The organism is Streptomyces flavovariabilis, assembly GCF_000725785.1.
Taxonomy (GTDB): domain Bacteria; phylum Actinomycetota; class Actinomycetes; order Streptomycetales; family Streptomycetaceae; genus Streptomyces; species Streptomyces hawaiiensis.
Genome location: NZ_JNXD01000001.1, coordinates 373,108 through 398,386, shown reverse-complemented (window position 1 = coordinate 398,386; position 25,279 = coordinate 373,108). Strand labels below are relative to the sequence as shown.

Here is a 25,279-nt window from a genome sequence, read left to right as displayed (position 1 = left end):
GCTGGTCGCGCCCACGCGGCGGAGCCGCACATCGACACAGCCCCGCGCCCCTCAGGTGGGCAAGCCTGGAGGCGTTTTCGCGGGACTGGCCTCCAGTGCCTCCAGTGCCAGCCGGATCGCCTCGTCCAGTTGGGTGTCCCTGCCCGCCGCGTAGTCCTGGGGGCGTTGGACGATCTCGACGTCCGGGTCCACTCCGTGGTTCTCCACGCCCCACTCGTAACCCTCCAGCCAGAAGGCGTACTTGGGCTGGGTCACGAGCGTGCCGTCGACCAGGCGGTAGCGGCTGTCGATGCCGATGACGCCGCCCCAGGTGCGGGTGCCGACGACCGGGCCGAGGCCCAGGGCCTTGATCGCGGCGTTGACGATGTCGCCGTCGGAGCCGGAGAACTCGTTGGCGACGGCTACGACGGGGCCGCGCGGGGCGTCCTCCGGGTAGCTGTAGGGGCGCATGCCGCGCGGGACGGCCCAGCCGACGATACGGCGCGCCAGTTTCTCGACGACCAGTTGGGAGGTGTGGCCGCCCCGGTTCTCGCGGACGTCGACGACCAGGCCCTCCCGGGCGACCTCGATGCGCAGGTCGCGGTGGATCTGCGCCCAGCCGGGGGCCTGCATGTCAGGGACGTGGAGGTAGCCGAGGCGGCCGCCGGACTTCTCGTGGACGTAGGCGCGGCGGTCGGCGACCCAGGCGTGGTAGCGCAGGGGTTCCTCGTCGGCGACCGGGACGACGACGGCGTGCCGGGGGTCGCCGCCGCCGGACGGGGAGATGGTCAGCTCCACGGGCTTGTTCGCCGTGCCGATCAGCAGCGGGCCGGGCCCGGCGACCGGGTCGACCGGCTGTCCGGCGATCGCGAGGACGGCGTCCCCGGGGCGCACGGCCACACCGGGTGCGGCCAGCGGGCTGTGGGCATCCGGATCGGAGGTCTCCGAGGGCAGGATGCGGTCGACGCGCCAGCTGCCGTCCTCGTGGCGGGAGATGTCGGCGCCGAGCAGGCCCTGGCGGGGGCCGCCGCCGTGCCCGCCGCGCGGGGTGACGTACGCGTGCGAGGTGCCCAGTTCGCCCTGGACCTCCCACAGCAGGTCGACCAGGTCGTCGTGGGTGGCGAGCCGCTCCACGACCGGGCGGTACCGGTCGAGGACGCCGTCCCAGTCGACGCCGCTCATGTCGGGCCGCCAGAAGTGGTCCCGCATGATGCGGCCGTTCTCGTCGAACATCTGGCGCCACTCGGCCGCCGGGTCGACGAGTTGGCGTACGCGGCTCAGGTCGACGGTGATGTTGGTGTCGCTGTCGTCGTCGTTCGAGGCGCGCCGGTCGCTGGGGACGACCTTCAGCCGCCCGTCGGTCCACAGCAGCACCCGCTTGCCGTCGCCGCTGACGGCGAAGTGGTCGGCGTCCACGGCGAGATGCTCGACGCGCTGCTGGGCGAGGTCGTAGCGCTCCAGCTCGGACTTGGGTTCGGGGTCGTCCGGGGTGGCCCGGGAGGCGCCGAGCACGCCGGCGACCGGGTGACGCAGCCACAGGACGCCGTCCTTGGCCGCGCGCAGATTGGTGTACCGGGCGGCCTCCACCGGGAAGGGCACGATGCGGTCGGCGAGGCCGTCGAGGTCGATGCGGGTGGTGGGGGTGCCCTCGCTGTCGGGGGTCTCCTCCCGGTCGGGTGTCTCGAAGGACCGGCCGTGCCGCTGCGGCCCGAACGGGGAGGGCGTGGTGGCGGCGAGGGTGATCAGATGCGGCCGGGCACCCACCACGAAGGCCAGGTCGAAGACGTGCTCGTCGTAGACCGGGTCGAAGGAGCGGGTCGACAGGAACGCGAGGTGCTTGCCGTCCATCGTGAACGCGGGCGCGTAGTCCTGGAAGCGCAGCGGGGTGGCCTCGGTGACCGACAGGTCGGTGGTGTTGGCGAGCTTCAGCTGGCACAGGGGCCGGGGGCCGGGGTGGGACCAGGCCAGCCAGGACGAGTCGGGCGAGAAGACGAGGCCCGACACATCACCGTCCTCGCTGCGGTCGACCTCCCGCACCTCGCCCGTCTCCCGCTCCACCAGCAGCAGACGCCCGTCGTGACTGGACACGGCGGCACGGCTGCCGTCGGGAGCCATGGCGAGGTCCAGCACCCGGCCGAGCTGCCCGGCGGCGAGCCGGCGGGGTGTCGACCCCGGGGCTGGTCCGGTGGCGGGAGCGAACTCCAGGGCGTCGTCGCCCTCGGCGTCCGTCACCCACACCACCCACTCCTCGCCGTCCGCGCGGAACGTCCGCGGCAGCCGGGCCCGCACCCCGGGGGTGGCGGCCAGTGCGCGGGCCGGGCCGGAGCGGTGGGTGACCCAGTGCACGGCGCCGCGTACGGCGACCGCGCTGCCGCGTGCGGTGTGGTCCGGGGACGCCGACCCGAACCACCGGGAGGCGTTCACCGGGAACGGCTGAAGGTCGACGCGCTGTCCGCCCAGCCGCACGTCCAGCCGCCGCGGCTCCGCCCCTTCCAGGTCGTCCAGCACCCACAGCTCACCGGCGCTGGAGTAGACGACACGGGTGCCGTCGGTCGCGGCGTGCCGGGCGTAGAAGCCGTCGAGTGGTGTGTGGCGGCGCAGGTCGGACCCGTCGGCGAGGGAGGAGTAGAGCGCTCCGGTGCCCTCGTGGTCGGAGAGGAATCCGACTCGGTCTCCCACCCACAGCGGGTACTCGATGTTGCCGTCGAGTTCCTCGTGCAGCCGCACGAACTGCCCGTCGTCCTCGAGGTCGATCCACAGCTTGCCCGCCGTGCCGCCCCGGTACCGCTTCCACCAGGCGGCCTCCCGGCCCATCGGCGCGGACAGCAGCACCGTGTGCGGGCCGTGGGCGATGTCGCCGACGGGCCCGTAGGGCAGGGTGGTGGCCGGGCCGCCGTCCAGCGGGACGGCACGCGCCCAGGTGCGGCGCAGACTCGCCTGCCCCTGGGTGCTGATCGCCAGGACCTCGCCGTCCGGAGTCCAGCCGCGCACCTGCGTCTTGAGACTGCCCCAGTACGTCAGCCGCTTGGCCGGACCGCCGTCGACCGGGGCGATGAACACCTCGGGGGCGCCGTCTCTCGTGGAGGTCCAGGCGACCGTCGTGCCGTCGGGCGAGATACGGGGCTGGGTCACCGGCATGTTGTCGGCGCTGACCCGCCAGGCCCGGCCGCCGTCGAGCGGCGCGAGCCACACGTCGTCCTCGGCGGTGAAGGCGACCAGGTCGCCGTGCACATGGGGGAACCGGAGGTAAGCAGGCGATGTCACCTGATCACCCTATGCAGGGACGACGCCGCACGGACAGTGTTCGGATCACTTGCCCTCGACGGGACGGCAGTCCGGGTACCGCTCGCACCAGATGGTCTGCGTGACGGTCACGGTGACGGTCGGCCCGGGCTGCCCGTCCGGGGGACTGCCCACGGGGGGCGGGCTGGTGGAGTCGCAGTCGCCGAGCCCGTCCACCTCGAACCACACCTTGCCGTCCACCTTGGCGGTGATGTTCCCGCGCACGCAGGCACCGTCCACCGCGTGGGTGACCTTGCCGTCGACGGTGATCTCCTTGCCGTCGTCGGTCTCGCCCTCGCAGTCGACGGTCGCGACGGTCCGCTCACGTGCCGAGGGGGACGACTTCCCGCCGCTCTCCCCGTAGGAGGCGGTGCACGTGAGCCAACGCACGCCCGCCTTCTGCCGGTTGAGCTCCTTGGTCACGGTCTCGTCGGTGGTGTACGCGACGGACGCGGCGCTGACGCTGCCGGGTTCGCAGGCGACGGCGCCGCCCACCGCCAGCACGGCGAACGTCGCCGCGACCGCCACTCGCCGGCCGCGCGGCCCCGGCAGATTCCTCCTGAAAGCCCCCATGGAGGGGAGCCTGCCACCGACACGGGCCGCGCGGTAGGGCGCAAAGGCGTCAGCCGCGCAGCAGCAGCCACTCCTGGAGTTCCACCAAGTTCCCCTCGGGGTCCTTGAGATGCGCCACCCGCATCCGGTCCGTCATGGGCACCGGGCCGTGCAGGACCGTCGCGCCGCGCACGGTGATCTCCTCGCAGTACGCGTCCAGCCCGTCCACCCGCAGCACGACCAGGGAGCGGTGGCCCGCCGCGGTGGCGCCCAGTTCGTCGAGCACCTCGGCCATCATCGACCGGTCCTGCAACGCGATCCCCGCGGAGCCCACCGCGGGGCTGAACTTCTCGTACGGCCCCCGCACCGCCCCCGACTGCGGTTTGAGGCCGAGGACCTCGCCGTAGAAGCGGTAACAAGCGGAGAAGTCGGACACGAGCAGACGGACCTGTGCGAGTTCCACGGTGCCTCCAAGGGGGTCAGGACCAGCGTCCGGTGCGTGCCAGGAGTACGGCCGCGGCGGCCGTCCCGGCAGTCGATGTGCGCAGCACACTGCGCCCGAGGCGGTACGGCTTCGCCCCCGCCTCCTCGAACAGCGCCAGTTCCTCCGGCGCCACGCCCCCCTCTGGCCCCACGACCAGCACGATCTCGCCGGTGGACGGCAGTTCGGCCGTCGCCAGCGGCGCGTCCCCGCTCTCGTGCAGCACGGCGGCGAACTCCGCCCCCGCCAGCAGGGCGGCGACCTGCTTGGTCGTGGCCACCTCCGCGACCTCCGGGAAACGCACCCGGCGCGACTGTTTGCCGGCCTCCCGGGCCGTCGCCCGCCACTTGCCCAGCGCCTTCGCCCCGCGGTCGCCCTTCCACTGCGTGATGCAGCGCGCCGCCGCCCACGGCACGATCGCGTCGACTCCGACCTCGGTCATCGTCTCGACGGCGAGCTCCCCCCGGTCGCCCTTGGGCAGCGCCTGGACGACGGTGACCCGGGGCTGCTCCGGCGGCTCCTCGTGCACCGAGTCCAGCTGGAGGATCAGCCGGTCCTTGCCTTCCGTGCCGAGCACGACGCAGTCCGCCCAGCGGCCGGACCCGTCCGTGAGGACGACGTCCTCACCGGCCCGCAGCCGCTTCACGGAGACGGCGTGCCTGCCCTCCGGCCCGTCGAGGACGTAGCGGCCGCCACCGCCCGCGTCGAAGTGCTCGACCACGAACACCGGCGCGGTCACAGCACGCCTCCACCCGTCAACGAAGCGCGGGCGGTGGCCAGTTCCCCGGCCAGGACCTCCACGAGCTGCCCGGCGGGCAGTTCCCGCGCCATCCGGTGCCCCTGCCCGGCCCACAGCGCCATGCCCTGCGCGTCACCGGCCTTGGCGGCGGCCTTGCGCAGCGGCGCGGTGAGGTGGTGGATCTCGGGGTAGGCGGCGGGCGCGTACGGGCCGTGCTCGCGCAGGAACCGGTTGACGAGGCCGCGCGCGGGCCGCCCGGAGAACGCCCGGGTCAGCTCCGTGCGGACGAACAGGGGGTTGGTCAGCGCCTGCTTGTGCAGGGCGTTCGCGCCCGACTCGTGCGTGGCGAGGAAGGCGGTGCCCAGCTGGGCCGCGCTCGCACCCGCGGCGAGCACGCCGGCGATCTGGGCGCCGCGCATGAGACCGCCGGCAGCGATGATCGGGATGCTCACGGCCTCGCGGACCTGGGCGATCAGCGACAGCAGGCCGATGCCGGAACCGTCGGTCTCGGGAATGTCCCGGTGCGTGCCCTGGTGGCCACCGGCCTCGACGCCCTGGGCGATGACCCCGTCCGCGCCCGCCCGCTCGACGGCCCGGGCTTCGTCGGGGGTGGTCGCGGCGGCCAGGACGAAGGTGCCGACGCGGTGCAGGGCGTCGACGATCTCACGGCTCGGGACGCCGAAGTGGAACGACACCACCGGCACGGGGTTGTCGCGCAGCACCACGAGCTTGGCCTCGAAGCCGTCGTCGCGTCCGCTGTCCGGATCGCCGAGCTCGGCCTCGTACCAGGTGGCCTCGCCGGCCAGCTGGTGGGCGTAGACGTCGATGGCGGCGGGATCGGCGTACTCCGGCTGCGGCATGAAGACGTTGACGCCGAAGGGCCTGCCGGTGAGGCTCCGGATCTGCTTGATCTCCTGGTACATCCCGTCGGCGGTCTTGTACCCGGCGGCGAGGAATCCGAGCCCGCCCGCTTCGCACACGGCGGCGGCGAGCTGCGGCACGGAGACGCCGCCCGCCATGGGGGCCTGCACGATCGGGAGGGGGAAGAGATCGGTCAGTGCGGAGGACATGACCGCATGTTGTCACGTCCTCCGAACAACCCCGAAACCGGCCTGCCGACTGGCATAGACCAGAAGCACGCTCGCTCTCAGCGCCCGTTGAACGCGTCCTTCAGCCGCGAGAACAACCCCTGCTGCCCCGGCTGACGGTGCCTGCCCGGGGGGCAACCCCCGGACCCCCGGCAGCAGCCGGACCACCCGCGTCAGCGACCGTTGAACGCGTCCTTCAGCCGGGAGAACAACCCCTGCTGCCCCGGCTGGAACTGGCCCGTGGGCCGTTCCTCGCCGCGGAGTTTGGCCAGCTCGCGCAGCAGGCGTTCCTGCTCGACGTCGAGCTTGCTCGGGGTCTGGACCTCGACGTGGACGATGAGGTCGCCGCGTCCGCCGCCGCGCAGGTGCGTGACACCGCGGCTGTGCAGCGGGATCGACTGGCCGGACTGGGTGCCCGGGCGGATGTCGACCTCCTCCAGGCCGTCCAGCGTCTCCAGCGGCACCTTCGTGCCGAGGGCGGCCGCCGTCATCGGGAGCGTGACCGTGCAGTGCAGGTCGTCGCCGCGCCGCTGGAACTGCGAGTGGGGCAGTTCGTGGATCTCGACGTACAGGTCACCCGCGGGACCGCCGCCGGGGCCGACCTCGCCCTCGCCGGCGAGCTGGATCCGTGTGCCGTTGTCGACACCGGCCGGGATCTTCACCGTGAGCGTGCGGCGGGAGCGGACGCGGCCGTCGCCCGCGCACTCGGGGCACGGCGTCGGGACGACCGTGCCGAAGCCCTGGCACTGCGGGCAGGGGCGGGAGGTCATGACCTGGCCCAGGAAGGACCGGGTGACCTGCGAGACCTCACCGCGGCCGCGGCACATGTCGCACGTCTGGGCGGAGGTGCCCGGGGCCGCGCCCTCACCGCTGCAGGTGTTGCACACGACGGCCGTGTCGACCTGGATGTCCTTCGTCGTACCGAAGGCCGCCTCGTCGAGCTCGATCTCGATGCGGATCATCGCGTCCTGGCCGCGGCGGGTGCGCGAGCGCGGTCCGCGCTGCGACGCCGTGCCGAAGAACGCGTCCATGATGTCCGAGAAGTTCCCGAACCCACCGGCTCCGAAGCCGCCCGCGCCGCCGCCGGCCTGCGAGAGCGGGTCGCCGCCGAGGTCGTAGACCTGCTTCTTCTGCGGGTCCGACAACACCTCGTAAGCGGCGTTGATCTCCTTGAACCGCTCCTGGGTCTTCGGATCGGGGTTGACGTCCGGGTGCAGCTCGCGCGCGAGCCGCCGGAAGGCCTTCTTGATCTCTTCCTGCGACGCGTCGCGGCGCACGCCGAGTACGGCGTAGTAGTCCGTGGCCACTACGACTCCGCCAGGATCTGTCCGACGTACCGTGCCACTGCGCGTACCGCTCCCATCGTTCCCGGGTAGTCCATGCGGGTCGGTCCGACCACGCCGAGCTTGGCGAGTGCCTCGCCGCCCGAACCGTAGCCGACCGACACGACGGACGTGGAGTTGAGTCCTTCGTGGGCGTTCTCGTGACCGATCCGTACGGTCACGCCCGGATCCTGCGCCTCGCCGAGCAGCTTCAGGAGCACCACCTGCTCCTCCAGCGCCTCCAGCACCGGCCGGATCGTGAGGGGGAAGTCATGCCCGAAGCGGGTCAGATTGGCGGTGCCGCCGATCATCAGCCGCTCCTCGTTCTCCTCGACGAGCGTCTCCAGAAGTGTGGAGAGCACCGTAGAGACCGTACCCCGGTCCTCGTGCTCGAACGCCTCCGGGAGATCCTCCACCAGACTCGGCACATCCGCGAAACGGCGGTTCGCCACGCGGCTGTTGAGGCGCGCGCGCAGATCCGCGAGCGAGGCCTCGCCGAACGGCGCCGGGCAGTCGACCACACGCTGCTCGACCCGCCCGGTGTCCGTGATCAGCACGAGCATCACGCGCGCGGGCGCGAGGGAGAGCAACTCCACATGCCGCACGGTCGAGCGGGTCAGCGACGGGTACTGCACGACGGCGACCTGGCGCGTGAGCTGCGCGAGCAGCCGTACCGTACGCGCCACGACGTCGTCGAGGTCGACGGCACCCTCGAGGAAGTTCTGGATCGCGCGCCGCTCGGGCGCGGTCATCGGCTTGACGCCGGCGAGCTTGTCGACGAACAGCCGGTAGCCCTTGTCGGTGGGGATGCGCCCGGCACTGGTGTGCGGCTGGGCGATGTACCCCTCGTCCTCGAGGGCCGCCATGTCGTTGCGGACGGTGGCCGGGGAGACGCCGAGGCTGTGCCGCTCGGTGAGGGCCTTGGAGCCCACCGGCTCCTCGGTGCCGACGTAGTCCTGAACGATGGCGCGCAGCACCTGAAGCCTGCGTTCACTGAGCATCGCGCACACCTCCAGATGTCTCCGCCTGCTGCCCTGCCGGTCCGGCCTGGCACTCTGCGTGTGCGAGTGCCAGCATTCCCCGGCCCAGTGTACGGCGGTGGGGTACACCCCCGGCAAGGCTGGTCGTGCGGCGCCGTGCCCCGAGCGGGGCGCACCGCTAGCGTCGCCGTATGACGGTGACTTGGGAAGACCTCGGATGGGAGCGCGTGGCCGCCGGGGTGGGGCGGTGCCGGCTGCCGGTGTGGGACTGCACGGCGGGGCTGGTCGCCGGTGAGGGCGCGGTCCTCTTGATCGACGCGGGATCGAGCCTCGCCGAGGGCGCGAAGTTGCGCGCGCAGGCGCGGGCGCTCACCGGCCACCGTGTGACGCATCTCGCTCTGACGCATCCGCACTTCGACCATGTCTTCGGGGCGGCGGCGTTCACCGACGCGGAGGTGTTCGGCGCGGTGGGCGTGGACGCGGTGCTGACGCGGGTGCGGGACCGGGAGGAGCTGTGCGCGGACGCGGTGCGCAACGGCCTGGCGGCGCCCACGGCCGGGGAGGCGGCGGAGCGGCTGGCAGCGCCCGGCCACCTGGTCTCCGGCGAGTGGACCCTCGACCTGGGCGGCGGCCGGCAGGTGCTGCTGGCGAACGTCGGCCCGGGGCACACCGCGCACGACCTGGCGGTGCTGGTGCCGGGCGATCCGGAAGTGGTGTTCTGCGGTGACCTGGTCGAGGAGTCCGGCGAGCCCCAGGCGGGCCCCGACGCGGTGCCGTCGCACTGGCCTGCCGCCCTGGACCGGCTGCTCGACCTGGGCGGCGAGGACGCGGTGTACGTACCCGGTCACGGAGCGGTGGTGGACGCGGCGTTCGTGCGGGCGCACCGGGACGCGCTGGCGGCGCGTTTCGGCGTGTCGCGGTGATCGCCGTGCGCCTTCTCCTATCGTCATTCGAATGCGCCAGTACTCCGCCGACCTGACCCCGCCGTGGAAGAAGCCGACGCCGGTGCCCGAGGTCGCGGCGGAGCCGGGCCTCGTGGTGGAGGAGCCGGGGACCGGCTTCTGCGGCGCGGTGATCCGCTGCGAGGCGGGCACGGTGACCCTGGAGGACCGCTTCGGCAAGCACCGGGTGTTCCCGATGGAGCCGGGCGGCTTCCTGCTGGAGGGCAGGGTGGTGACCCTGGTTCGCCCCTCGCCGGGCGGCCCCGCGCGTCCCGCCCGCACGGCCTCCGGTTCGGTGGCCGTCCCCGGCGCACGCGCCCGCGTGGCCCGCGCCGGCCGCATCTACGTCGAGGGCCGCCACGACGCCGAGCTGGTGGAGAAGGTGTGGGGCGACGACCTGCGCATCGAGGGCGTGGTCGTGGAGTACCTGGAGGGCGTCGACGACCTCCCCTCGATCGTCGACTCCTTCGCCCCCGGCCCGGACGCGCGGTTGGGCGTCCTGGTCGACCACCTGGTCCCGGGCAGCAAGGAATGGCACATCGCCCAGTCCGTCACCAGCGACCACGCCCTGGTCGTCGGCCACCCGTACATCGACATCTGGGAGGCGGTGAAACCGTCGTCCCTGGGCATCGGCTCCTGGCCCCGGGTACCGCGCGGCCAGGACTGGAAGACGGGTGTGTGCCGCGCCCTGGGCTGGCCGGAGAACACGGGGGCGGCCTGGCAGCGGATCCTGTCGGGGGTGCGGTCGTACAAGGACCTGGAGCCGGAGCTGCTGGGCAGAGTGGAAGAGCTGATCGACTTCGTGACGGCGTAGCTACGCAGCTGCGGGCAATCGTGCCGCCAAGGGCGATGGGGGTCCCCCTGCTCGAGCGAAGCCGAGAGCTTGGGGGAGGGTGGGCGCAGCGGCACCCCGCTACGCCGGGCTGCGAAACCCCCCGGCCTCAGCACGAACACCGAGCACCTCAGTCCACCAGATCCCGCACGACCCCGTCGGCCCGCAACCGCCCCCGCAGTGTCAGCACGGCCCGGCCCTCCTCGTAGGGACCTTCCTGCAGCAGTCCGTCCGACAGGGCCTTGCGTGAGGCCGCCAGCCCCTCCTCGCGCAGCAGGGAGAGCGGCACCCCCTCCCGCAGACGCAGCTCCAGCAGAATCCGTTCGACCCGCCGGTCCTCCTCGCTCAGAAGCTCCCGTCCGGCCCCCGGCGACCTCCCCGAAGCCAGCGCAGCCGCATACGCGCCCGGATGCTTCACGTTCCACCACCGCACCCCGCCCACATGACTGTGCGCACCGGGCCCGGCCCCCCACCAGTCGGCTCCCCGCCAGTACAGCTCGTTGTGCAGGCACCGCGCGGCCCGCGAGGTCGCCCAGTTCGACACCTCGTACCACTCGAAGCCCGCGCCGGAGAGCACCTCGTCCGCGATCAGGTACCGGTCGGCGTGCACGTCGTCGTCCGTCATGGGCACCTCGCCCCGCCGAATCCGCCGCGCCAGCTGCGTCCCCTCCTCGACGATCAACGCGTAGGCGCTGACGTGGTCCGGTCCGGCGCCCAGCACCGCGTCCAGCGACGCCCGCCAGTCGTCGTCGGACTCCCCCGGCGTGCCGTAGATCAGGTCGAGGTTCACATGCTCGAACCCGGCCCTCCGGGCCTCCGCCACACACGCCTCGGGCCGCCCCGGCGTATGCGTACGGTCCAGGATCTTCAGCACATGCTGCCGCGCACTCTGCATCCCGAAGGAGATCCGGTTGAAGCCCCCCTCGCGCAGCGTCGCCAGATACGCGGGATCGACCGACTCGGGATTCGCCTCCGTCGTGACCTCGGCGTCCTCCGCCAGCCCGAACTCGTCGCGGACGGCCTCCAGCATCCGTACGAGATCACCGGCGTCCAGCAGCGTGGGCGTACCCCCGCCCACGAACACCGTACGGACCGGCCGCGGATCGTCGCCCAGCACCTTGCGCGCCAGCCGGATCTCGTCGGCGAGCGTCTCGGCGTAGTTGTCGCGGGACGCGAGGACCCCGCCGGTGCCGCGCAGCTCGGTCGCGGTGTACGTGTTGAAGTCGCAGTAGCCGCAGCGGGTCGCGCAGTACGGAACGTGCAGGTAGAACCCGAGCGGACGGTCGGCGGCCCCGGCGAGTGCGGACGCAGGAAGCGCGCCGTCGTCGGGGACGGGCAGGCCGTCGGGGAGTGCGGAAGGCATGCCTTCCATTGTCCAGCACCCGCGCGGTCAGTCCGCCTGGAGGACCAGCAAAGCGAGATCGTCCGCCGGGGGCCGTGCCCCGAACTCGTGCACCAGCCGCTTGATCCGCTCGGCTATCAGCTCCGCGTCCAGCCCGGTGCACCCGGCCAGCGCCGCCGCGAGCCCGTCCCCGTCGTCGAACTGGCGGGAGCCGGAGCGGCGCTCGGTCACGCCGTCGGTGACGCACAGCAGCGTGTCGCCGGAGCGCAGCTCGAAGGTCTCGCTGGTGTAGGTGGCGTCCTCGACGACGCCGAGGAGCGTCTGGGGCTGTGCGCACGTGTGGACTTCGCCGCCCGCCCCGAGCAGCAGCGGCAGCGGGTGCCCGGCGGAGGCGACGGTGCAGCGGACACCGCCGTCGAAGGGCACCAGCTCGCCGTAGAGCAGGGAAAGAAAGCGCGTCTGGGGACCGTCGCCGGGCGGGGTCGGCCGCGCGCCCGCGGCGACCAGCGCCCGGGCCGCCGCGTCGGCGGCCTCCGTGGCGTCGTCGAGGAGCAGCTGGTTGAGGCGGTCGAGGACGTCGGCGACCCGGTAGCCCTCGCGGGCGAGCAGCCGCAGCCAGGGCCGGGCCAGGCCGATCACGACGGCCGCCTCGGGCCCCTTGCCCTGGACGTCGCCGACGGCGAAGCACCAGCGGCCGTCGCCGGCCGGGAACAGGTCGTAGAAGTCGCCGCTCGGCCCGCCCTTGTCGCACGGCTCGTAGACGAGGGCGCTGCGCATGCCGGGGATCTCGGCCACGGCGCCGGGCAGCAGTCCGCGCTGGAGGATGGCGCTGATGGTGGCCTGGCGGGCGTACTGGCGGGCGGCGCCGATGGCGAGGGCCACCCGGCGGCTGAGGTCCTCGGCGAGGCCGGTGATCTCGTCGGGGAAGCCGGCCGCCCCGGAGCGCCCGATGACGAGCGTGCCCAGCGGGCGTCCCCCGGCGACCAGCCGGTACGCGAGGGCCGAGCCGGGCTCGCCGTCACCGAGCGCCTCACCGGGCCAGGGGTAGTCGACGGGCCCGGACCTGCCCCGGCCGCGCTCGAACGGGGACGCCCCTGTCGGGTCGAACGGCTGCGGCGGCTCCTTCTCCAGGGTGCGGCGCAGCTCCTCGATACGGTTCTCGCTGCCGTGCCAGACCCGGGCGAGGCGCGGTCCGCCCACGCCGGCTCCGCCGCTCCAGCCGCCTCCGGTGGCCTCGTCCTCCAGCCACACCGCGCACCAGTCGGCCAGCCGGGGCACGATCAGCTGCCCGGCGAGGGCCGCGACCAGGTCCTCGTCGAGCTGCCCGGCCAGCAGGTCGGAGGCCTCGGCGAGGAAGGAGAGGGCGCCGCGGCCGAGCCAGGCGCCGTCGGGCCCGTTGCGTCCGTCGCGGTTCTCGTGCCGGTCCCGCCAGTCCCGCAGGTCGTTCCAGTCACGCACGCCACCGGCCTTCCGTAAGTCGGGCCAGTCCCGTGCCTGTCCGCCCTCCCGTGAGTCCCATGTCTCACCTCCCTCGCGCAGGTCCCACGGCTCTCCCCCGCGACGCCAGGCCCGTACGGCCTCCCCCACCTCGTCGCCCGGGCGTGGTTCGGGCGCCAGGATCTCCGCCACCCGCAGGCCGCGCGCCAGCGCGTGCTCCCCGGCGTACGCCTCGATCTGCTCGCCCGCCGCGCACCCCCCGGCGGGCAGCCGCGCCCACACGGTCTTGCGTCCCGTGCGGTACGTGATCCCCCACGCCTCGGAGAGCGCGCCGACGAGCCGCAGGCCACGCCCGTACTCGGGGGTGTCGTGCGGCGTCTCCGGCTCGCTGCCGCGGGGTGCGCGTGAGGGGTGGTGGTCGGAGACCTCGACGACGAGCGCGGCCGTGTCCGGGGTGTCGCCTTCCAGCCGGCACTCCATCTCGACGTCGGTGCCGGCGTGCACGACGGCGTTGGTGACGAGTTCGCTGACGACGAGCGTGGCGTCGTCGGCGAGGCGGTCGGTGAGGTGCGCGGCGCCGGGCAGGGCGAGCCCGGCCCACTCGGCGAGCGCCGCGCGCACCAGGGCGCGGGCGGCGCCCGGCGCGAGGCAGCTGCCGGACAGGGTCGCGTGCGCCCGCGCGTCCTTGGGCGCGTGCGCCTCCGCAGTGGGTGCGGGCATGGGTGCGGGCTCCTCGGAAACGGGCCCCTCCTGGACGGGCACGGGCGTCCCCCCAGCGTGTGCAGGCGCCTCTGAGGCACGGGAAGCGGTCTCCCGTTGCGTCGGAATGGCCCCCATGGACAGCTCCCCGGGCAGTTCGTACGAATACGCCACAGTCGATGGCGACAGAGTGACAGACTGACCACGCCCATAAGCGCCGAGTTACCGAAGTGGGCCGCCATGAGTGAGAACAGTGCTACTCCTGTGGTCGAAGACCGGTACGAAGACGGTCAGATTCGTGCATCCGATCTGCGTCCCCTGCTCGCTGCCATGACGGCCGCCCGCGACGGTGACTTCACCAAGGTGCCGGAATCCGGCCACGGGATGGTGGCCGAACTCACCGCGGTCTTCAACCAGGTCATGGACCGCAGCGTCCACTTCACCGGTGAGGTGCGGCGCGTCAGACAGGAACTGGTGCGGCACGGCCGGCTCGACGAGCGGCTCTCCGCCAGCCCGGGGCAGGGCCTGTGGACGTCCCGGGTCAACGACGTGAACCAGCTGCTGGACGCCCTGGTCGCCCCGGCGGCGAACGCCACCCGGGTGCTGGACGCGGTGGCCGGCGGCGATCTGACCCAGCGGGTCGATCTGCACGACGGGACGCGGCAGTTGCGCGGCGATCTGCGGCGCCTGGGCCGGGCCGTGAACAAGATGGTGGACCAGCTGTCCCTGTTCACGGGTGAGGTGACGCGGGTCGCCCGCGAGGTCGGCACCGAGGGCCGGCTCGGCGGCCGGGCCAAGGTGCAGGGGCTGTCGGGCAGTTGGCGGGACGTCACCGAGGCCGTCAACACGATGGCGTCGCGGCTGACGGCCCAGGTGCGGGACATCGCGGCCGTGACGACGGCGGTGGCGCGCGGCGACCTGACCCGCACGGTCACGGTGGAGGCGACCGGCGAGCTGCTGGAGCTGAAGCTGACCGTCAACACGATGGTCGACCAGCTGTCCGCCTTCGCCGACGAAGTCACCCGCGTCGCCCGCGAGGTCGGCACCGAGGGCCGGCTGGGTGGCCGGGCGCAGGTCCGGGGGGTCTCCGGGGTCTGGAAGGACCTCACCGACAACGTCAACTTCATGGCGTCGAACCTGACCTCCCAGGTCCGCAACATCGCCCAGGTCACCACCGCCGTGGCCAACGGCGACCTGTCCCAGAAGATCACGGTCGACGCGCAGGGCGAGATCCTGGAGTTGAAGTCGACCATCAACACGATGGTGGATCAGCTCTCCGCGTTCGCCGACGAAGTCACCCGCGTCGCCCGCGAGGTCGGCACCGAGGGCAACCTCGGGGGCCGGGCGCAGGTCCGGGGCGTCTCCGGGGTCTGGAAGGACCTCACCGACAACGTCAACTTCATGGCCGACAACCTCACCTCCCAGGTGCGCAACATCGCCCTCGTGTCCACCGCCGTCGCCCAGGGTGACCTCGGCAAGAAGATCACGGTGGAGGCCAAGGGCGAGATCCTGGAACTGAAGACCACGATCAACACGATGGTCGATCAGCTGTCCGCCTTCGCCGACGAGGTGACCAGGGTCGCCCGAGAGGTGGGCACGGAAGGCAACCTCGGCGGCCAGGCACAGGTCCGCGGCTCCTCCGGCGTCTGGAAGGACCTCACCGACAACGTCAACTTCATGGCGCTGAACCTGACCTCCCAGGTGCGCAACATCGCCCAGGTCACCACCGCCGTGGCCAACGGCGACCTGTCGAAGAAGATCACGGTCGACGCGCGCGGCGAGATCCTCGAACTGAAGGACACCGTCAACACGATGGTGGAGCAGCTGCGCGCCTTCGCCGACGAGGTGACGCGGGTGGCGCGCGAGGTCGGCACCGACGGCCGGCTCGGCGGCCGGGCCCAGGTGCTGGGCGTCTCCGGGGTCTGGCGGGACCTGACGGACAACGTCAACTACATGGCCGACAACCTCACCTCCCAGGTGCGCAACATCGCCCAGGTCGCGACGGCCGTGGCGCAGGGCGACCTGTCCCGGAAGATCGACGTGGACGCGCGCGGCGAGATCCTGGAGCTGAAGACCACCATCAACACCATGGTCGACACGCTGTCGTCCTTCTCCTCGGAGGTCACGCGCGTCGCCCGCGAAGTCGGCAGCGAGGGCCAACTCGGCGGCCAGGCCCGGGTCGAGGGCGTCTACGGCACCTGGAAGCGCCTGACGACGAACGTCAACGAACTCGCGCTCAACCTCACCACCCAGGTCCGCGCCATCGCCGAGGTCGCCTCCGCCGTGGCCCAGGGCGACATGTCCCGCTCGATCACCGTGGAGGCCCGCGGTGAAGTCGCCGAGCTGAAGGACAACATCAACCTGATGGTGGCCAACCTGCGCGAGACGACCCGCGCGAAGGACTGGCTGGAATCCAACCTGGCCCGCCTCGCCTCGCTGATGCAGGGCCACCGGGACCTGATGGAGGTCGCCGACCTGATACTGCGCGAGCTGACCCCGCTGGTGAACGCCCAGTACGGCGCGTTCTACCTGGCCGACCCGGACGAGGACAGCGCGGCCCCGCGGACCACCGCGCCCATCAAGGGCCTGGCCTTCATCGCCGGTTACGGCGCCGCCCAGGACGCGACCGTCGAGACCGGCGGCCTGCCGGTGCACGGCCTGGTCGCGCAGGCGGCCCGGGAGAAGAAGCGGATCCTGGTGGAGGGCGCCCCGCCCGACTACATCAAGATCAACAGTGGTCTGGGGGAAGCCGCTCCGACCACGATCGTCATCATCCCGATCCTCTTCGAGGACAAGCTCCTCGGTGTCATCGAACTCGCCTCCTTCTCCCGCTTCTCCGATGTGCACCTGGCCTTCTTCGACCAGTTCGTCAACACCATCGGCGTCGCCATCAACACGATCATCGCCAACTCCCGCACGGAGTCCCTGCTCGGCGAGTCCCAGCGCCTGGCCATGCAGCTCCAGGAACGCTCGGACGAACTGCAGAAGCAGCAGGGCGAACTCCAGCGCTCCAACGCCGAACTGGAGGAGAAGGCCGCCCTGCTGGCCACGTCCTCCCAGTACAAGTCGGAGTTCCTGGCGAACATGTCGCACGAGCTGCGCACGCCGCTGAACTCCCTGCTGATCCTGGCCCGGCTGCTCTCCGACAACACCGACGGCCATCTCTCCGACCAGGAAGTGCAGTTCGCGACGACGATCCACCGGTCGGGCTCGGACCTGCTCCAGCTGATCAACGACATCCTGGACCTGTCGAAGATCGAGGCCGGCCGGATGGACGTACGCCCCAAACGGCTCCCGCTGATCAAACTGCTCGACTACGTCCACGCCACCTTCCGTCCCCTGACCATCGACCGGGGACTCGCCTTCGAGCTGGCCGTCGGCGAGGACGTACCGCGCGAGATGTACTCGGACGAGCAGCGCCTCCAGCAGATCCTGCGCAACCTGCTGTCCAACGCGATCAAGTTCACCGCCAACGGCAAGGTCGAGCTGCGCGTGGACCGGGTGCAGGACGCCGAGCACCGACGGGGGTCCCCCCGCTCATGGGGGTCCCCCCGCTCGAGCGAAGTCGAGAGTGGGGGAGAAGCCGAGAGTGGAGGAGTCAGGGACACCGACGACGTCGTCGCGTTCGCCGTGTCCGACACCGGCATCGGGATCGCCCCGGAGAAACTCCCGGTGATCTTCGAGGCGTTCCAGCAGGCCGACGGCACCACCAACCGCAAGTACGGCGGGACCGGCCTCGGCCTGTCCATCAGCCGGGAGATCGCGGGCCTGCTCGGCGGGCGGATCGTCGCCGAGAGCGAACCCGGCAAGGGTTCCACCTTCACCCTCTACGTCCCTGTCGTCAGCCCCGGTCACACGGCTCCCGTGCCGCTCCCCGAAGACCGCACCGACCTGTCCCTGCCGCTCCAGCCGACCGCCGGGCCGTTCCCGGTGGCGCACGACACGGACGACGCCTGGCCGGCGCCGACCAGGCTGGAGGCGTGGGCGTCCGGCAGGCCGGGCCGAATCCTGGCCGGGCGGCGGGTGCTGATCGTCGACGACGACATCCGCAACGTCTTCGCCCTCACCCATGTCCTGGGCCGGGTCGGCATGACCGTCCTCTACGCGGAGAACGGCCGCGAGGGCATCGAGACGCTGGAACGCAGCGCTGACGTCGAACTGGTCCTGATGGACCTCATGATGCCGGAGATGGACGGCTACGAGACCATCTCCGCGATCCGCGGCCCTGACCGCCAAGGCGATGCCCGGGGACCGGGAGAAGTCCATCGCCCGGGGCGCCAACGACTACGTGCCCAAGCCGGTGGACGTCGACGGCCTGCTGACGGTCGTGTGCGAACTGCTGGACCCCGAGGGCGCGGAGGAAGAGGCATGAGCGGCGCGGCCCCTCACCCCGAACGCGCCGGAATCCTCCTCGTCGACGACATGGAGGACAATCTGACCGCCCTGGAGGCCGTCCTCGCCTCCCTCGACGAGCCGCTGGTCCGCGCCCGCTCGGGCGAGGAGGCGATGAAGGCCCTGCTGCGGCAGCCGATCGCCCTGGTCCTGCTCGACATCCGGATGCCCGGCATGGACGGCTTCGAGACGGCCGCCCACATCAAACGCCTGGGCCAGACCCGGGACGTCCCGATCATCTTCCTCACCGGCGCGGACGACGAGTCGGGCTACGCCTTCCGCGGCTACGCGACCGGCGCCGCCGACTACCTGACCAAGCCCTTCGACCCCTGGGTCCTCAGGGCCAAGGTCAGCGTCTTCCTGGACCTCTACCGCAAGGGCAGAGAGGTGGACCGCCTGCGGGCGGAGGTCCAGGACCTGCGACGCCGGATGGGTTCGGAGACTTGAGCGGCGCGGGGCTGTGCCGATGTGCGGCTGCGCCGCGTGGGGCGCGAGCAACCACGAACAACCCGCAGCCGCCCGCGCGCCTTCGCCGCCCCTACGCCTCGCGAGACCCGTCGTACATCTCCTCGATCAGATGCTTGTACTCCCGCTCCACGACGGGCCGCTTCAGCTTCAGGCTCGGCGTGATCTCACCGTGCTCGATATCGAGATCCCGCGGCAGCAACCGGAACTTCTTGATGGTCTGCCACCGCTGAAGCCCCTCGTTGAGCTGCTTCACATACCCGTCGACCATCTCCACGGTCGCGGGCGCAGCCACAATCTCGGCGTACGGCTTCCCCTCGAGCCCGTTCTCCTTCGCCCACTCGACGATGGCCAACTCGTCGAGCGCGATCAGCGCCGTGCAGAAGTTCCGGTCGGCCCCGTGCACCAGGATGTTCGACACGTACGGGCACACCGCCTTGAACTGCCCCTCGACCTCCGCCGGGGCGATGTACTTGCCGCCCGAGGTTTTGATGAGGTCCTTCTTGCGGTCGGTGATCCGCAGGTACCCGTCGGGCGACAGCTCCCCGATGTCCCCGGTGTGGAACCAGCCGTCCGGCTCCAGCACCTCGGCGGTCTTCTCGGGCAGCTGGTGGTAGCCCTCCATGATTCCGGGGCCGCGCAGCAGGATCTCGCCGTCGTCCGCGATCCGCACCTCCGTACCGGGCAGCGGCTTGCCGACCGTACCGGTGCGGTAGGCCTCGCCCGGGTTGACGAAGGACGCGGCCGAGGATTCCGTGAGTCCGTACCCCTCGAGGATGTGGATCCCGGCGCCCGAGAAGAAGTAGCCGATCTCCGGCGCGAGGGCGGCCGATCCCGACACGCACGCCCGCAGGTTGCCCCCGAAGGCCTCACGGATCTTGGAGTACACGAGCGCGTCGGCGACCTTGTGCTTGGCGCCGAGGCCGAAGGGCACGGACACGGTTCCGGTACGCCGGAAGTTGTCCTGCGCGGCCTTGGCGTACTCGCGGGCGACCTCGGCCGCCCACTGGAAGATCTTGTACTTGGCCCCGCCGCCCGCACGGGCCTTCGCGGCGACCCCGTTGTAGACCTTCTCGAAGATGCGCGGCACGGCCGCCATGTACGTGGGCTGCACGATCGGCAGGTTCTCGATGATCTTGTCGACGCGGCCGTCCACGGCTGTGACGTGCCCGACCTCGATCTGGCCGGAGGTGAGCACCTTGCCGAAGACGTGCGCGAGGGGCAGCCACAGGTACTGCACGTCCTCGCTGCTGACCAGCCCGGTCGCGGCGATCGCCTTCGCCATGTACGACCAGTTGTCGTGCGGGAGGCGCACACCCTTGGGGCGGCCGGTGGTGCCGGAGGTGTAGATCAGGGTGGCGAGCTGGTCCTTGGTGATCGCGCCGACCTTCTCCTTGATCAGGTCGGGGTTCTTCTGCAGGTACGCGGCACCGCGCTGCTCCAGCTCGGCGAGCGTGAGCACCCAGTCGCCGGTCTCGGCGCCGGCCGGGTCGATGACCACGACGTGGGTGAGCTCGGGCAGCTCGGCCCGCTTCTCCCGCGCCTTGGCCAGCTGCTCGGCGTTCTCCGCGAACAAGACCTTGCTGCCGGAGTCCGACAGGATGAACGCGGACTCGTCGGCGTTGGTCTGCGGATAGATCGTGGTCGTGGCGGCGCCGGCGCACATGATGCCCAGGTCCGCGAGGATCCACTCGACCCTCGTCGAGGAGGAGAGGGCGACCCGCTGCTCCGGCTGCACACCGAGCTCGATCAGGCCGGCCGCGATGGCGTAGACCCGCTCGGCGGCCTGCGCCCAGCTCAGCGACTTCCAGTCGTCCGGCCCCTGACCGGAGGCCGGAGGCACGGGATAGCGATAGGCCTCGGCGTCAGGTGTGGCCGCCACGCGGTCCAGAAAGACGGCCGCCACACTCGGCGGACGGTTCTCGATCAGTGTCTGTGTGTCGCTCACGACATCCTCCGGGGCCCGCGGCTGTGCGGCTGGCTCATTGCGGCTGTTGTTTAACTCACGAGTAACTACCGAGCAGGGATCAGAGTAGGGCGCGACCGGCCGGTGCGTAAGGGGCGGCGGCCTGTCACTTCCTACAGAGAGCGACACTACGCACGCGTAGGGGCCTGCCCCGGCGACATGCGGCAGGCCCCTGTTTTCGCGGTACGGACGGCTACTTCTTGCCCTTCCCGGAACCCGCGCTGTCATCACTGGACAGCACGGCGATGAAGGCCTCCTGCGGAACCTCTACGGAACCCACCATCTTCATCCGCTTCTTGCCCTCCTTCTGCTTCTCCAGCAGCTTCCGCTTACGGGAGATGTCACCGCCGTAGCACTTTGCGAGGACGTCCTTGCGGATGGCACGGATGGTCTCGCGGGCGATGACCCGGGAGCCGATGGCGGCCTGGATGGGCACCTCGAAGGCCTGCCGCGGGATGAGCTCGCGCAGCTTGGCGACGAGCCGCACACCGTAGGCGTACGCCGCGTCCTTGTGGGTGATCGCCGAGAAGGCGTCGACCTTGTCGCCGTGCAGCAGGATGTCGACCTTGACCAGGCTGGAGGTCTGCTCGCCGGTGGGCTCGTAGTCGAGCGAGGCGTAGCCGCGGGTCTTGGACTTCAGCTGGTCGAAGAAGTCGAAGACGATCTCGGCGAGCGGGAGCGTGTAGCGGATCTCGACGCGGTCCTCGGACAGGTAGTCCATGCCGAGCAGGGTGCCGCGCCGGGTCTGGCACAGCTCCATGATCGAGCCGATGAACTCGCTGGGCGCCAGGATGGTGGCCCGCACCACCGGCTCGTAGACCTCCGAGATCTTGCCCTCGGGGAACTCACTGGGGTTGGTGACGGTGTGCTCCGTGCCGTCCTCCATGAGGACGCGGTAGACCACGTTCGGCGCGGTGGCGATCAGGTCGAGGCCGAACTCGCGCTCCAGCCGCTCCCGGATCACGTCCAGGTGCAGCAGGCCGAGGAAGCCGACGCGGAAACCGAAGCCGAGGGCGGCGGACGTCTCCGGCTCGTAGACCAGCGCGGCGTCGTTGAGCTGGAGCTTGTCCAGGGCCTCGCGCAGCTCGGGGTAGTCCGAGCCGTCCAGCGGATACAGGCCCGAGAAGACCATCGGCTTGGGGTCCTTGTAGCCGCCGAGCGCCTCCTCGGCCCCCTTGGACTGACTGGTGACGGTGTCACCGACCTTGGACTGGCGGACGTCCTTCACACCGGTGATGAGGTAGCCCACCTCGCCGACGCCGAGCCCGTCGGCGGAGAGCATCTCGGGCGAGTTCGTCCCGATCTCCAGCAGCTCGTGAGTGGCGTTGGTGGACATCATCCGGATGCGCTCGCGCTTGTTGAGCTGGCCGTCGATGACACGGACGTACGTCACGACACCGCGGTAGGAGTCGTAGACCGAGTCGAAGATCATGGCGCGGGCGGGCGCGTCCTTGACGCCGACCGGGGCCGGGACCTCGGCGACGACCTTGTCGAGCAGCGCCTCGACGCCCAGGCCGGTCTTGGCGGAGACCTTCAGCACGTCGTCGGGGTCACAGCCGATGAGGTTGGCGAGCTCCTCGGAGAACTTCTCCGGCTGGGCGGCCGGCAGGTCGATCTTGTTCAGCACAGGGATGATCTTGAGGTCGTTCTCCATCGCCAGGTACAGGTTGGCGAGGGTCTGCGCCTCGATACCCTGGGCCGCGTCGACGAGGAGCACGGTGCCCTCGCAGGCCGCGAGCGACCGCGAGACCTCGTAGGTGAAGTCGACGTGCCCCGGGGTGTCGATCATGTTGAGGATGTGCGTATTGCTCTTGTCATGGGTCGGAGCCCAGGGCAGACGCACCGCCTGCGACTTGATCGTGATGCCCCGCTCGCGCTCGATGTCCATGCGGTCGAGGTACTGGGCGCGCATCTGCCGCTGCTCGACCACTCCGGTCAGCTGGAGCATCCGGTCGGCGAGCGTGGACTTGCCGTGGTCGATGTGCGCGATGATGCAGAAGTTGCGGATCAGAGCCGGGTCGGTACGGCTCGGCTCGGGCACGTGGCTGGGGATCGCGGGCACGCAGGGTCCTGATTCTTGAGGCGTCCGCAGTGTCTGCGGTCTCGGGTCGGATCGATACGTAGCCTCCATGGTCCCACGGGCCGGGACCACGGACGGGTTTGGGCCGCGCGAGGGGCCACTGGTAGCCTGGGTGGCTGTGCCTCATGCCCTCTTGCAGGAGGCACGACCTCAAGAAATCACCCGGTACGGGAATCGTGCGGTGTCCGTGCGCCCTCGTGCCAGAACCTGAGAAGGCTCATTCGTGGCGAACATCAAGTCCCAGATCAAGCGGATCAAGACCAACGAGAAGGCGCGGCTGCGCAACAAGGCCGTCAAGTCCTCCCTCAAGACCGCGATCCGCAAGGCCCGTGAGGCTGCTGCCGCGGGTGACGTCGAGAAGGCCACCGAGTACCAGCGCGTCGCCGCGCGTCAGCTCGACAAGGCCGTCTCGAAGGGCGTCATCCACAAGAACCAGGCTGCCAACAAGAAGTCGGCGCTGTCTTCGAAGGTCGCCGCGCTCAAGGGCTGACATCTGATGTGACGCCGGAGGGAATCGAGCGGGCCCTCTCATCCGCTCCCGTCCGGCACCCCTCGGGTCCGCGCGCGGCCTGCGTTCGCCACGCGGGCGCGGATCCCGCAGCTTGAACCGAAGGCCGGGTGCCCTCCTGTTCCCCATGGGACGGCATCCGGCCTTCGGCCTGTTCAGGACCAGAACTCGTTGTTCTTGTCGATGTCCTCGACGCATTCGTCGAGGTCGGTGACCTTGTCGCCGACGACCCGGAAGATGATGCAGCCGGTGTCGTCGAGGGTCTTGCCGTTGCGCTCGGCCGTGAAGTGGTTCATCCCGACCGCGTGACCGCGGCCGTCGACACAGATGCCGATCAGGTCGGCGCGCATCGTCCCGTTGGTCTCCGCGCCGAGCCGCTCGTACATCTCGATGATCGAGTCCACCCCTTTGAAGTCGCCCGACAACGGGTGATCTCCGGGCACGTGGTGGGTGGCGTCCGCCGCCATCATCTCCCGCAAGGTGTCCATGTCACCTCGCGAGAAGGCCTCGAATCCCTTGCGGACCAGCGCTGCGTGCGGGTGCTCAGCCATGACCTTCGCCACCTCTCCGTCACTTGGCGACGTACGGCTGATACACCCGATTCTCCTCTTCGACAGGAGGAAGGCGACTCGATCACGGCACAGTGGAAGCATGGACGCCAACCACAGCGAAGCGCCGGACCTGGTCCGCGCGGCAACCAGGCTCCCCGCCCAGGATCTGGAGCGGGCGCGGCGCTTCTACTTCGAGAAACTCGGTCTGGAACCCGTCGACGAACGCCCCGGCGGGCTGCTCTACCGGTGCGGCGGCGCGGAGTTCGTCCTGTTCCGCTCGACGGGCGCCTCGCCCGGCACCTTCACGCAGATGGCGTTGGAGGTCGAGGACATCGAGGCGGCGGTCGCTGAGCTGAAACGGCGCGGCGTCGTGTTCGAGGAGGTCGACGCCCCCGGCTTCCGCACCCGGGGCGGAATCGCCGAGATCGAGGGGAACTACCCGAGCAAGGGCGCCCGGGGCGAACGCGGCGCCTGGTTCCACGACAGCGAGGGGAACCTGCTCGGGATGGGGGAGCCGGTCTTCTGAGGCCGAGCGGCCCGGGACCGGCCGGCCAGACCCTGGGAGTGAGTCGGCCAGGCCGGTTTCCGTCAGGCCCGGGGCCGACTAGCTGCGGCCCCTGGAGCGGGCCGCCCGGGCGATCGTGACCACTGCCTTCTCCAGCGCGTATTCGGGGTCGTCGCCGCCGCCCTTCACCCCCGCGTCCGCTTCGGCCACGGCCCGCAGCGCGATCGACACCCCGTCCGGAGTCCAGCCCCGCATCTGCTGCCGGACCCGGTCGATCTTCCACGGCGGCATCCCCAGCTCCCGCGCGAGATCGGCCGGTCGCCCCCCGCGCGCGGACGAGAGCTTTCCGATCGCCCGGACGCCCTGCGCGAGCGCACTCGTGATCAGCACCGGCGCCACCCCCGTCGCCAGCGACCAGCGCAGCGCCTCCAGGGCTTCCGCGGCCCGCCCCTCGACCGCCCGGTCGGCGACCGTGAAGCTCGACGCCTCGGCCCGCCCGGTGTAGTACCGCCCGACGACCGCCTCGTCGATCGTCCCCTCGACGTCCGCGACCAGCTGCGACACCGCCGAGGCCAGCTCCCGCAGATCGCTGCCGATGGCGTCGACGAGCACCTGGCACGCCTCCGGCGTGGCGGATCTCCCCGTCGTCCTGAACTCGCTCCGCACGAACGCCAGCCGGTCCGCCGGCTTCGTCATCTTCGGGCAGGCCACCTCACGCGCCCCCGCCTTGCGCGCCGCGTCGAGCAGCCCCTTGCCCTTGGCCCCGCCGGCATGCAGCAGCACGAGGGTGATCTCCTCGGCGGGGGCACCCAGATACGCCTTCACGTCCTTGATCGTGTCGGCCGACAGATCCTGCGCGTTGCGGACGACCACGACCTTGCGCTCCGCGAAGAGCGACGGGCTCGTCAGCTCGGCGAGCGTGCCGGGCTGCAACTGGTCCGAGGCCAGATCCCGCACGTCCGTGTCGGCGTCGGTGGCCTTCGCTGCGGCCACCACCTCCTGCACGGCACGGTCGAGGAGCAGGTCTTCCTGGCCCACGGCGAGCGTCACCGGGGCGAGGGCGTCGTCATTCGCAGTCTTCCTGGCCATCGCGACAAGCATCCCACGCGCCACTGACAGCCGGCCCCGACGGACCGGG

At 71.1% G+C, this 25,279-nt stretch carries 18 protein-coding genes; 5 read left to right on the top strand and 13 right to left on the bottom strand.

The window, feature by feature from the left end; translation table 11 throughout:
• Window positions 1-51: 51 nt before the first annotated feature.
• The 7 genes from IO24_RS0101710 to hrcA form a co-directional block, all read right to left on the bottom strand.
• Entirely contained in the window at window positions 52-3,243 is a 3,192-nt protein-coding gene (locus IO24_RS0101710; protein WP_037667057.1) for a S41 family peptidase, read from the bottom strand.
• Between the two features lie 45 nt (window positions 3,244-3,288).
• Window positions 3,289-3,834, bottom strand: coding sequence for a hypothetical protein (locus IO24_RS0101705; RefSeq protein WP_031130985.1), 546 nt, complete (start codon window positions 3,832-3,834; stop codon window positions 3,289-3,291).
• 49 nt (window positions 3,835-3,883) lie between these two features.
• Window positions 3,884-4,276: a VOC family protein gene (locus IO24_RS0101700; protein WP_031130983.1), complete on the bottom strand. Its 393-nt coding sequence runs from the start codon at window positions 4,274-4,276 to the stop codon at window positions 3,884-3,886.
• A gap of 16 nt (window positions 4,277-4,292) precedes the next feature.
• Window positions 4,293-5,033: a 16S rRNA (uracil(1498)-N(3))-methyltransferase gene (locus tag IO24_RS0101695; protein WP_031130982.1), complete on the bottom strand. Its 741-nt coding sequence runs from the start codon at window positions 5,031-5,033 to the stop codon at window positions 4,293-4,295.
• A complete protein-coding gene (locus tag IO24_RS0101690) occupies window positions 5,030-6,103 on the bottom strand; it encodes a nitronate monooxygenase (protein WP_031130980.1) in 1,074 nt (357 codons plus the stop codon). Before IO24_RS0101690 ends, IO24_RS0101695 begins: the two co-directional genes overlap by 4 nt.
• Before the next feature lie 191 nt (window positions 6,104-6,294).
• Window positions 6,295-7,428 carry a molecular chaperone DnaJ gene (gene dnaJ, locus IO24_RS0101685; protein WP_031130978.1) on the bottom strand — a complete coding sequence of 378 codons (1,134 nt, stop codon included), beginning with the start codon at window positions 7,426-7,428 and terminating at the stop codon, window positions 6,295-6,297.
• Complete coding sequence (hrcA, locus tag IO24_RS0101680) at window positions 7,428-8,444, bottom strand: heat-inducible transcriptional repressor HrcA (protein WP_031130976.1); 1,017 nt, start codon at window positions 8,442-8,444, stop codon at window positions 7,428-7,430. The genes dnaJ and hrcA overlap by 1 nt, the downstream gene beginning before the upstream one ends.
• A gap of 170 nt (window positions 8,445-8,614) precedes the next feature.
• On the opposite strand from hrcA, the gene IO24_RS0101675 reads away from it, so the two are divergent.
• Complete coding sequence (locus IO24_RS0101675; protein WP_031130974.1) at window positions 8,615-9,346, top strand: MBL fold metallo-hydrolase; 732 nt, start codon at window positions 8,615-8,617, stop codon at window positions 9,344-9,346.
• 31 nt (window positions 9,347-9,377) lie between these two features.
• Complete coding sequence (locus tag IO24_RS0101670; protein ID WP_031130972.1) at window positions 9,378-10,178, top strand: DUF3097 domain-containing protein; 801 nt, start codon at window positions 9,378-9,380, stop codon at window positions 10,176-10,178.
• Between the two features lie 148 nt (window positions 10,179-10,326).
• Here IO24_RS0101670 and hemW read toward each other — a convergent pair whose 3' ends face one another.
• On the bottom strand, window positions 10,327-11,559 hold the full coding sequence (gene hemW, locus IO24_RS0101665) for a radical SAM family heme chaperone HemW (RefSeq protein ID WP_031130971.1): 1,233 nt from the start codon (window positions 11,557-11,559) through the stop codon (window positions 10,327-10,329).
• 27 nt (window positions 11,560-11,586) lie between these two features.
• Complete coding sequence (locus IO24_RS0101660; RefSeq protein WP_037667054.1) at window positions 11,587-13,812, bottom strand: SpoIIE family protein phosphatase; 2,226 nt, start codon at window positions 13,810-13,812, stop codon at window positions 11,587-11,589.
• A gap of 192 nt (window positions 13,813-14,004) precedes the next feature.
• Between IO24_RS0101660 and IO24_RS40310 the strand changes: the two genes are divergently transcribed.
• Entirely contained in the window at window positions 14,005-18,513 is a 4,509-nt protein-coding gene (locus IO24_RS40310) for a hybrid sensor histidine kinase/response regulator (RefSeq protein WP_420823198.1), read from the top strand.
• 91 nt (window positions 18,514-18,604) lie between these two features.
• Here the strand turns inward: IO24_RS40310 and IO24_RS0101645 are convergent, their stop codons facing one another.
• Window positions 18,605-20,479 carry an AMP-dependent synthetase/ligase gene (locus tag IO24_RS0101645; RefSeq protein ID WP_031130965.1) on the bottom strand — a complete coding sequence of 625 codons (1,875 nt, stop codon included), beginning with the start codon at window positions 20,477-20,479 and terminating at the stop codon, window positions 18,605-18,607.
• A gap of 211 nt (window positions 20,480-20,690) precedes the next feature.
• Window positions 20,691-22,559 (bottom strand): translation elongation factor 4, encoded by a 1,869-nt coding sequence (gene lepA / locus IO24_RS0101640; RefSeq protein WP_031130962.1) that lies wholly within the window; start codon window positions 22,557-22,559, stop codon window positions 20,691-20,693.
• 241 nt (window positions 22,560-22,800) lie between these two features.
• Between lepA and rpsT the strand changes: the two genes are divergently transcribed.
• Window positions 22,801-23,067: a 30S ribosomal protein S20 gene (gene rpsT / locus IO24_RS0101635; protein ID WP_031130960.1), complete on the top strand. Its 267-nt coding sequence runs from the start codon at window positions 22,801-22,803 to the stop codon at window positions 23,065-23,067.
• Between the two features lie 173 nt (window positions 23,068-23,240).
• Here rpsT and IO24_RS0101630 read toward each other — a convergent pair whose 3' ends face one another.
• Window positions 23,241-23,636 (bottom strand): nuclear transport factor 2 family protein, encoded by a 396-nt coding sequence (locus tag IO24_RS0101630; RefSeq protein WP_031130957.1) that lies wholly within the window; start codon window positions 23,634-23,636, stop codon window positions 23,241-23,243.
• Between the two features lie 100 nt (window positions 23,637-23,736).
• Here IO24_RS0101630 and IO24_RS0101625 point away from each other — a divergent pair, with 100 nt between their 5' ends.
• A complete protein-coding gene (locus IO24_RS0101625; RefSeq protein ID WP_031130955.1) occupies window positions 23,737-24,162 on the top strand; it encodes a VOC family protein in 426 nt (141 codons plus the stop codon).
• A gap of 78 nt (window positions 24,163-24,240) precedes the next feature.
• Here the strand turns inward: IO24_RS0101625 and holA are convergent, their stop codons facing one another.
• A complete protein-coding gene (holA, locus tag IO24_RS0101620) occupies window positions 24,241-25,230 on the bottom strand; it encodes a DNA polymerase III subunit delta (RefSeq protein WP_199808800.1) in 990 nt (329 codons plus the stop codon).
• Window positions 25,231-25,279 lie beyond the last annotated feature (49 nt).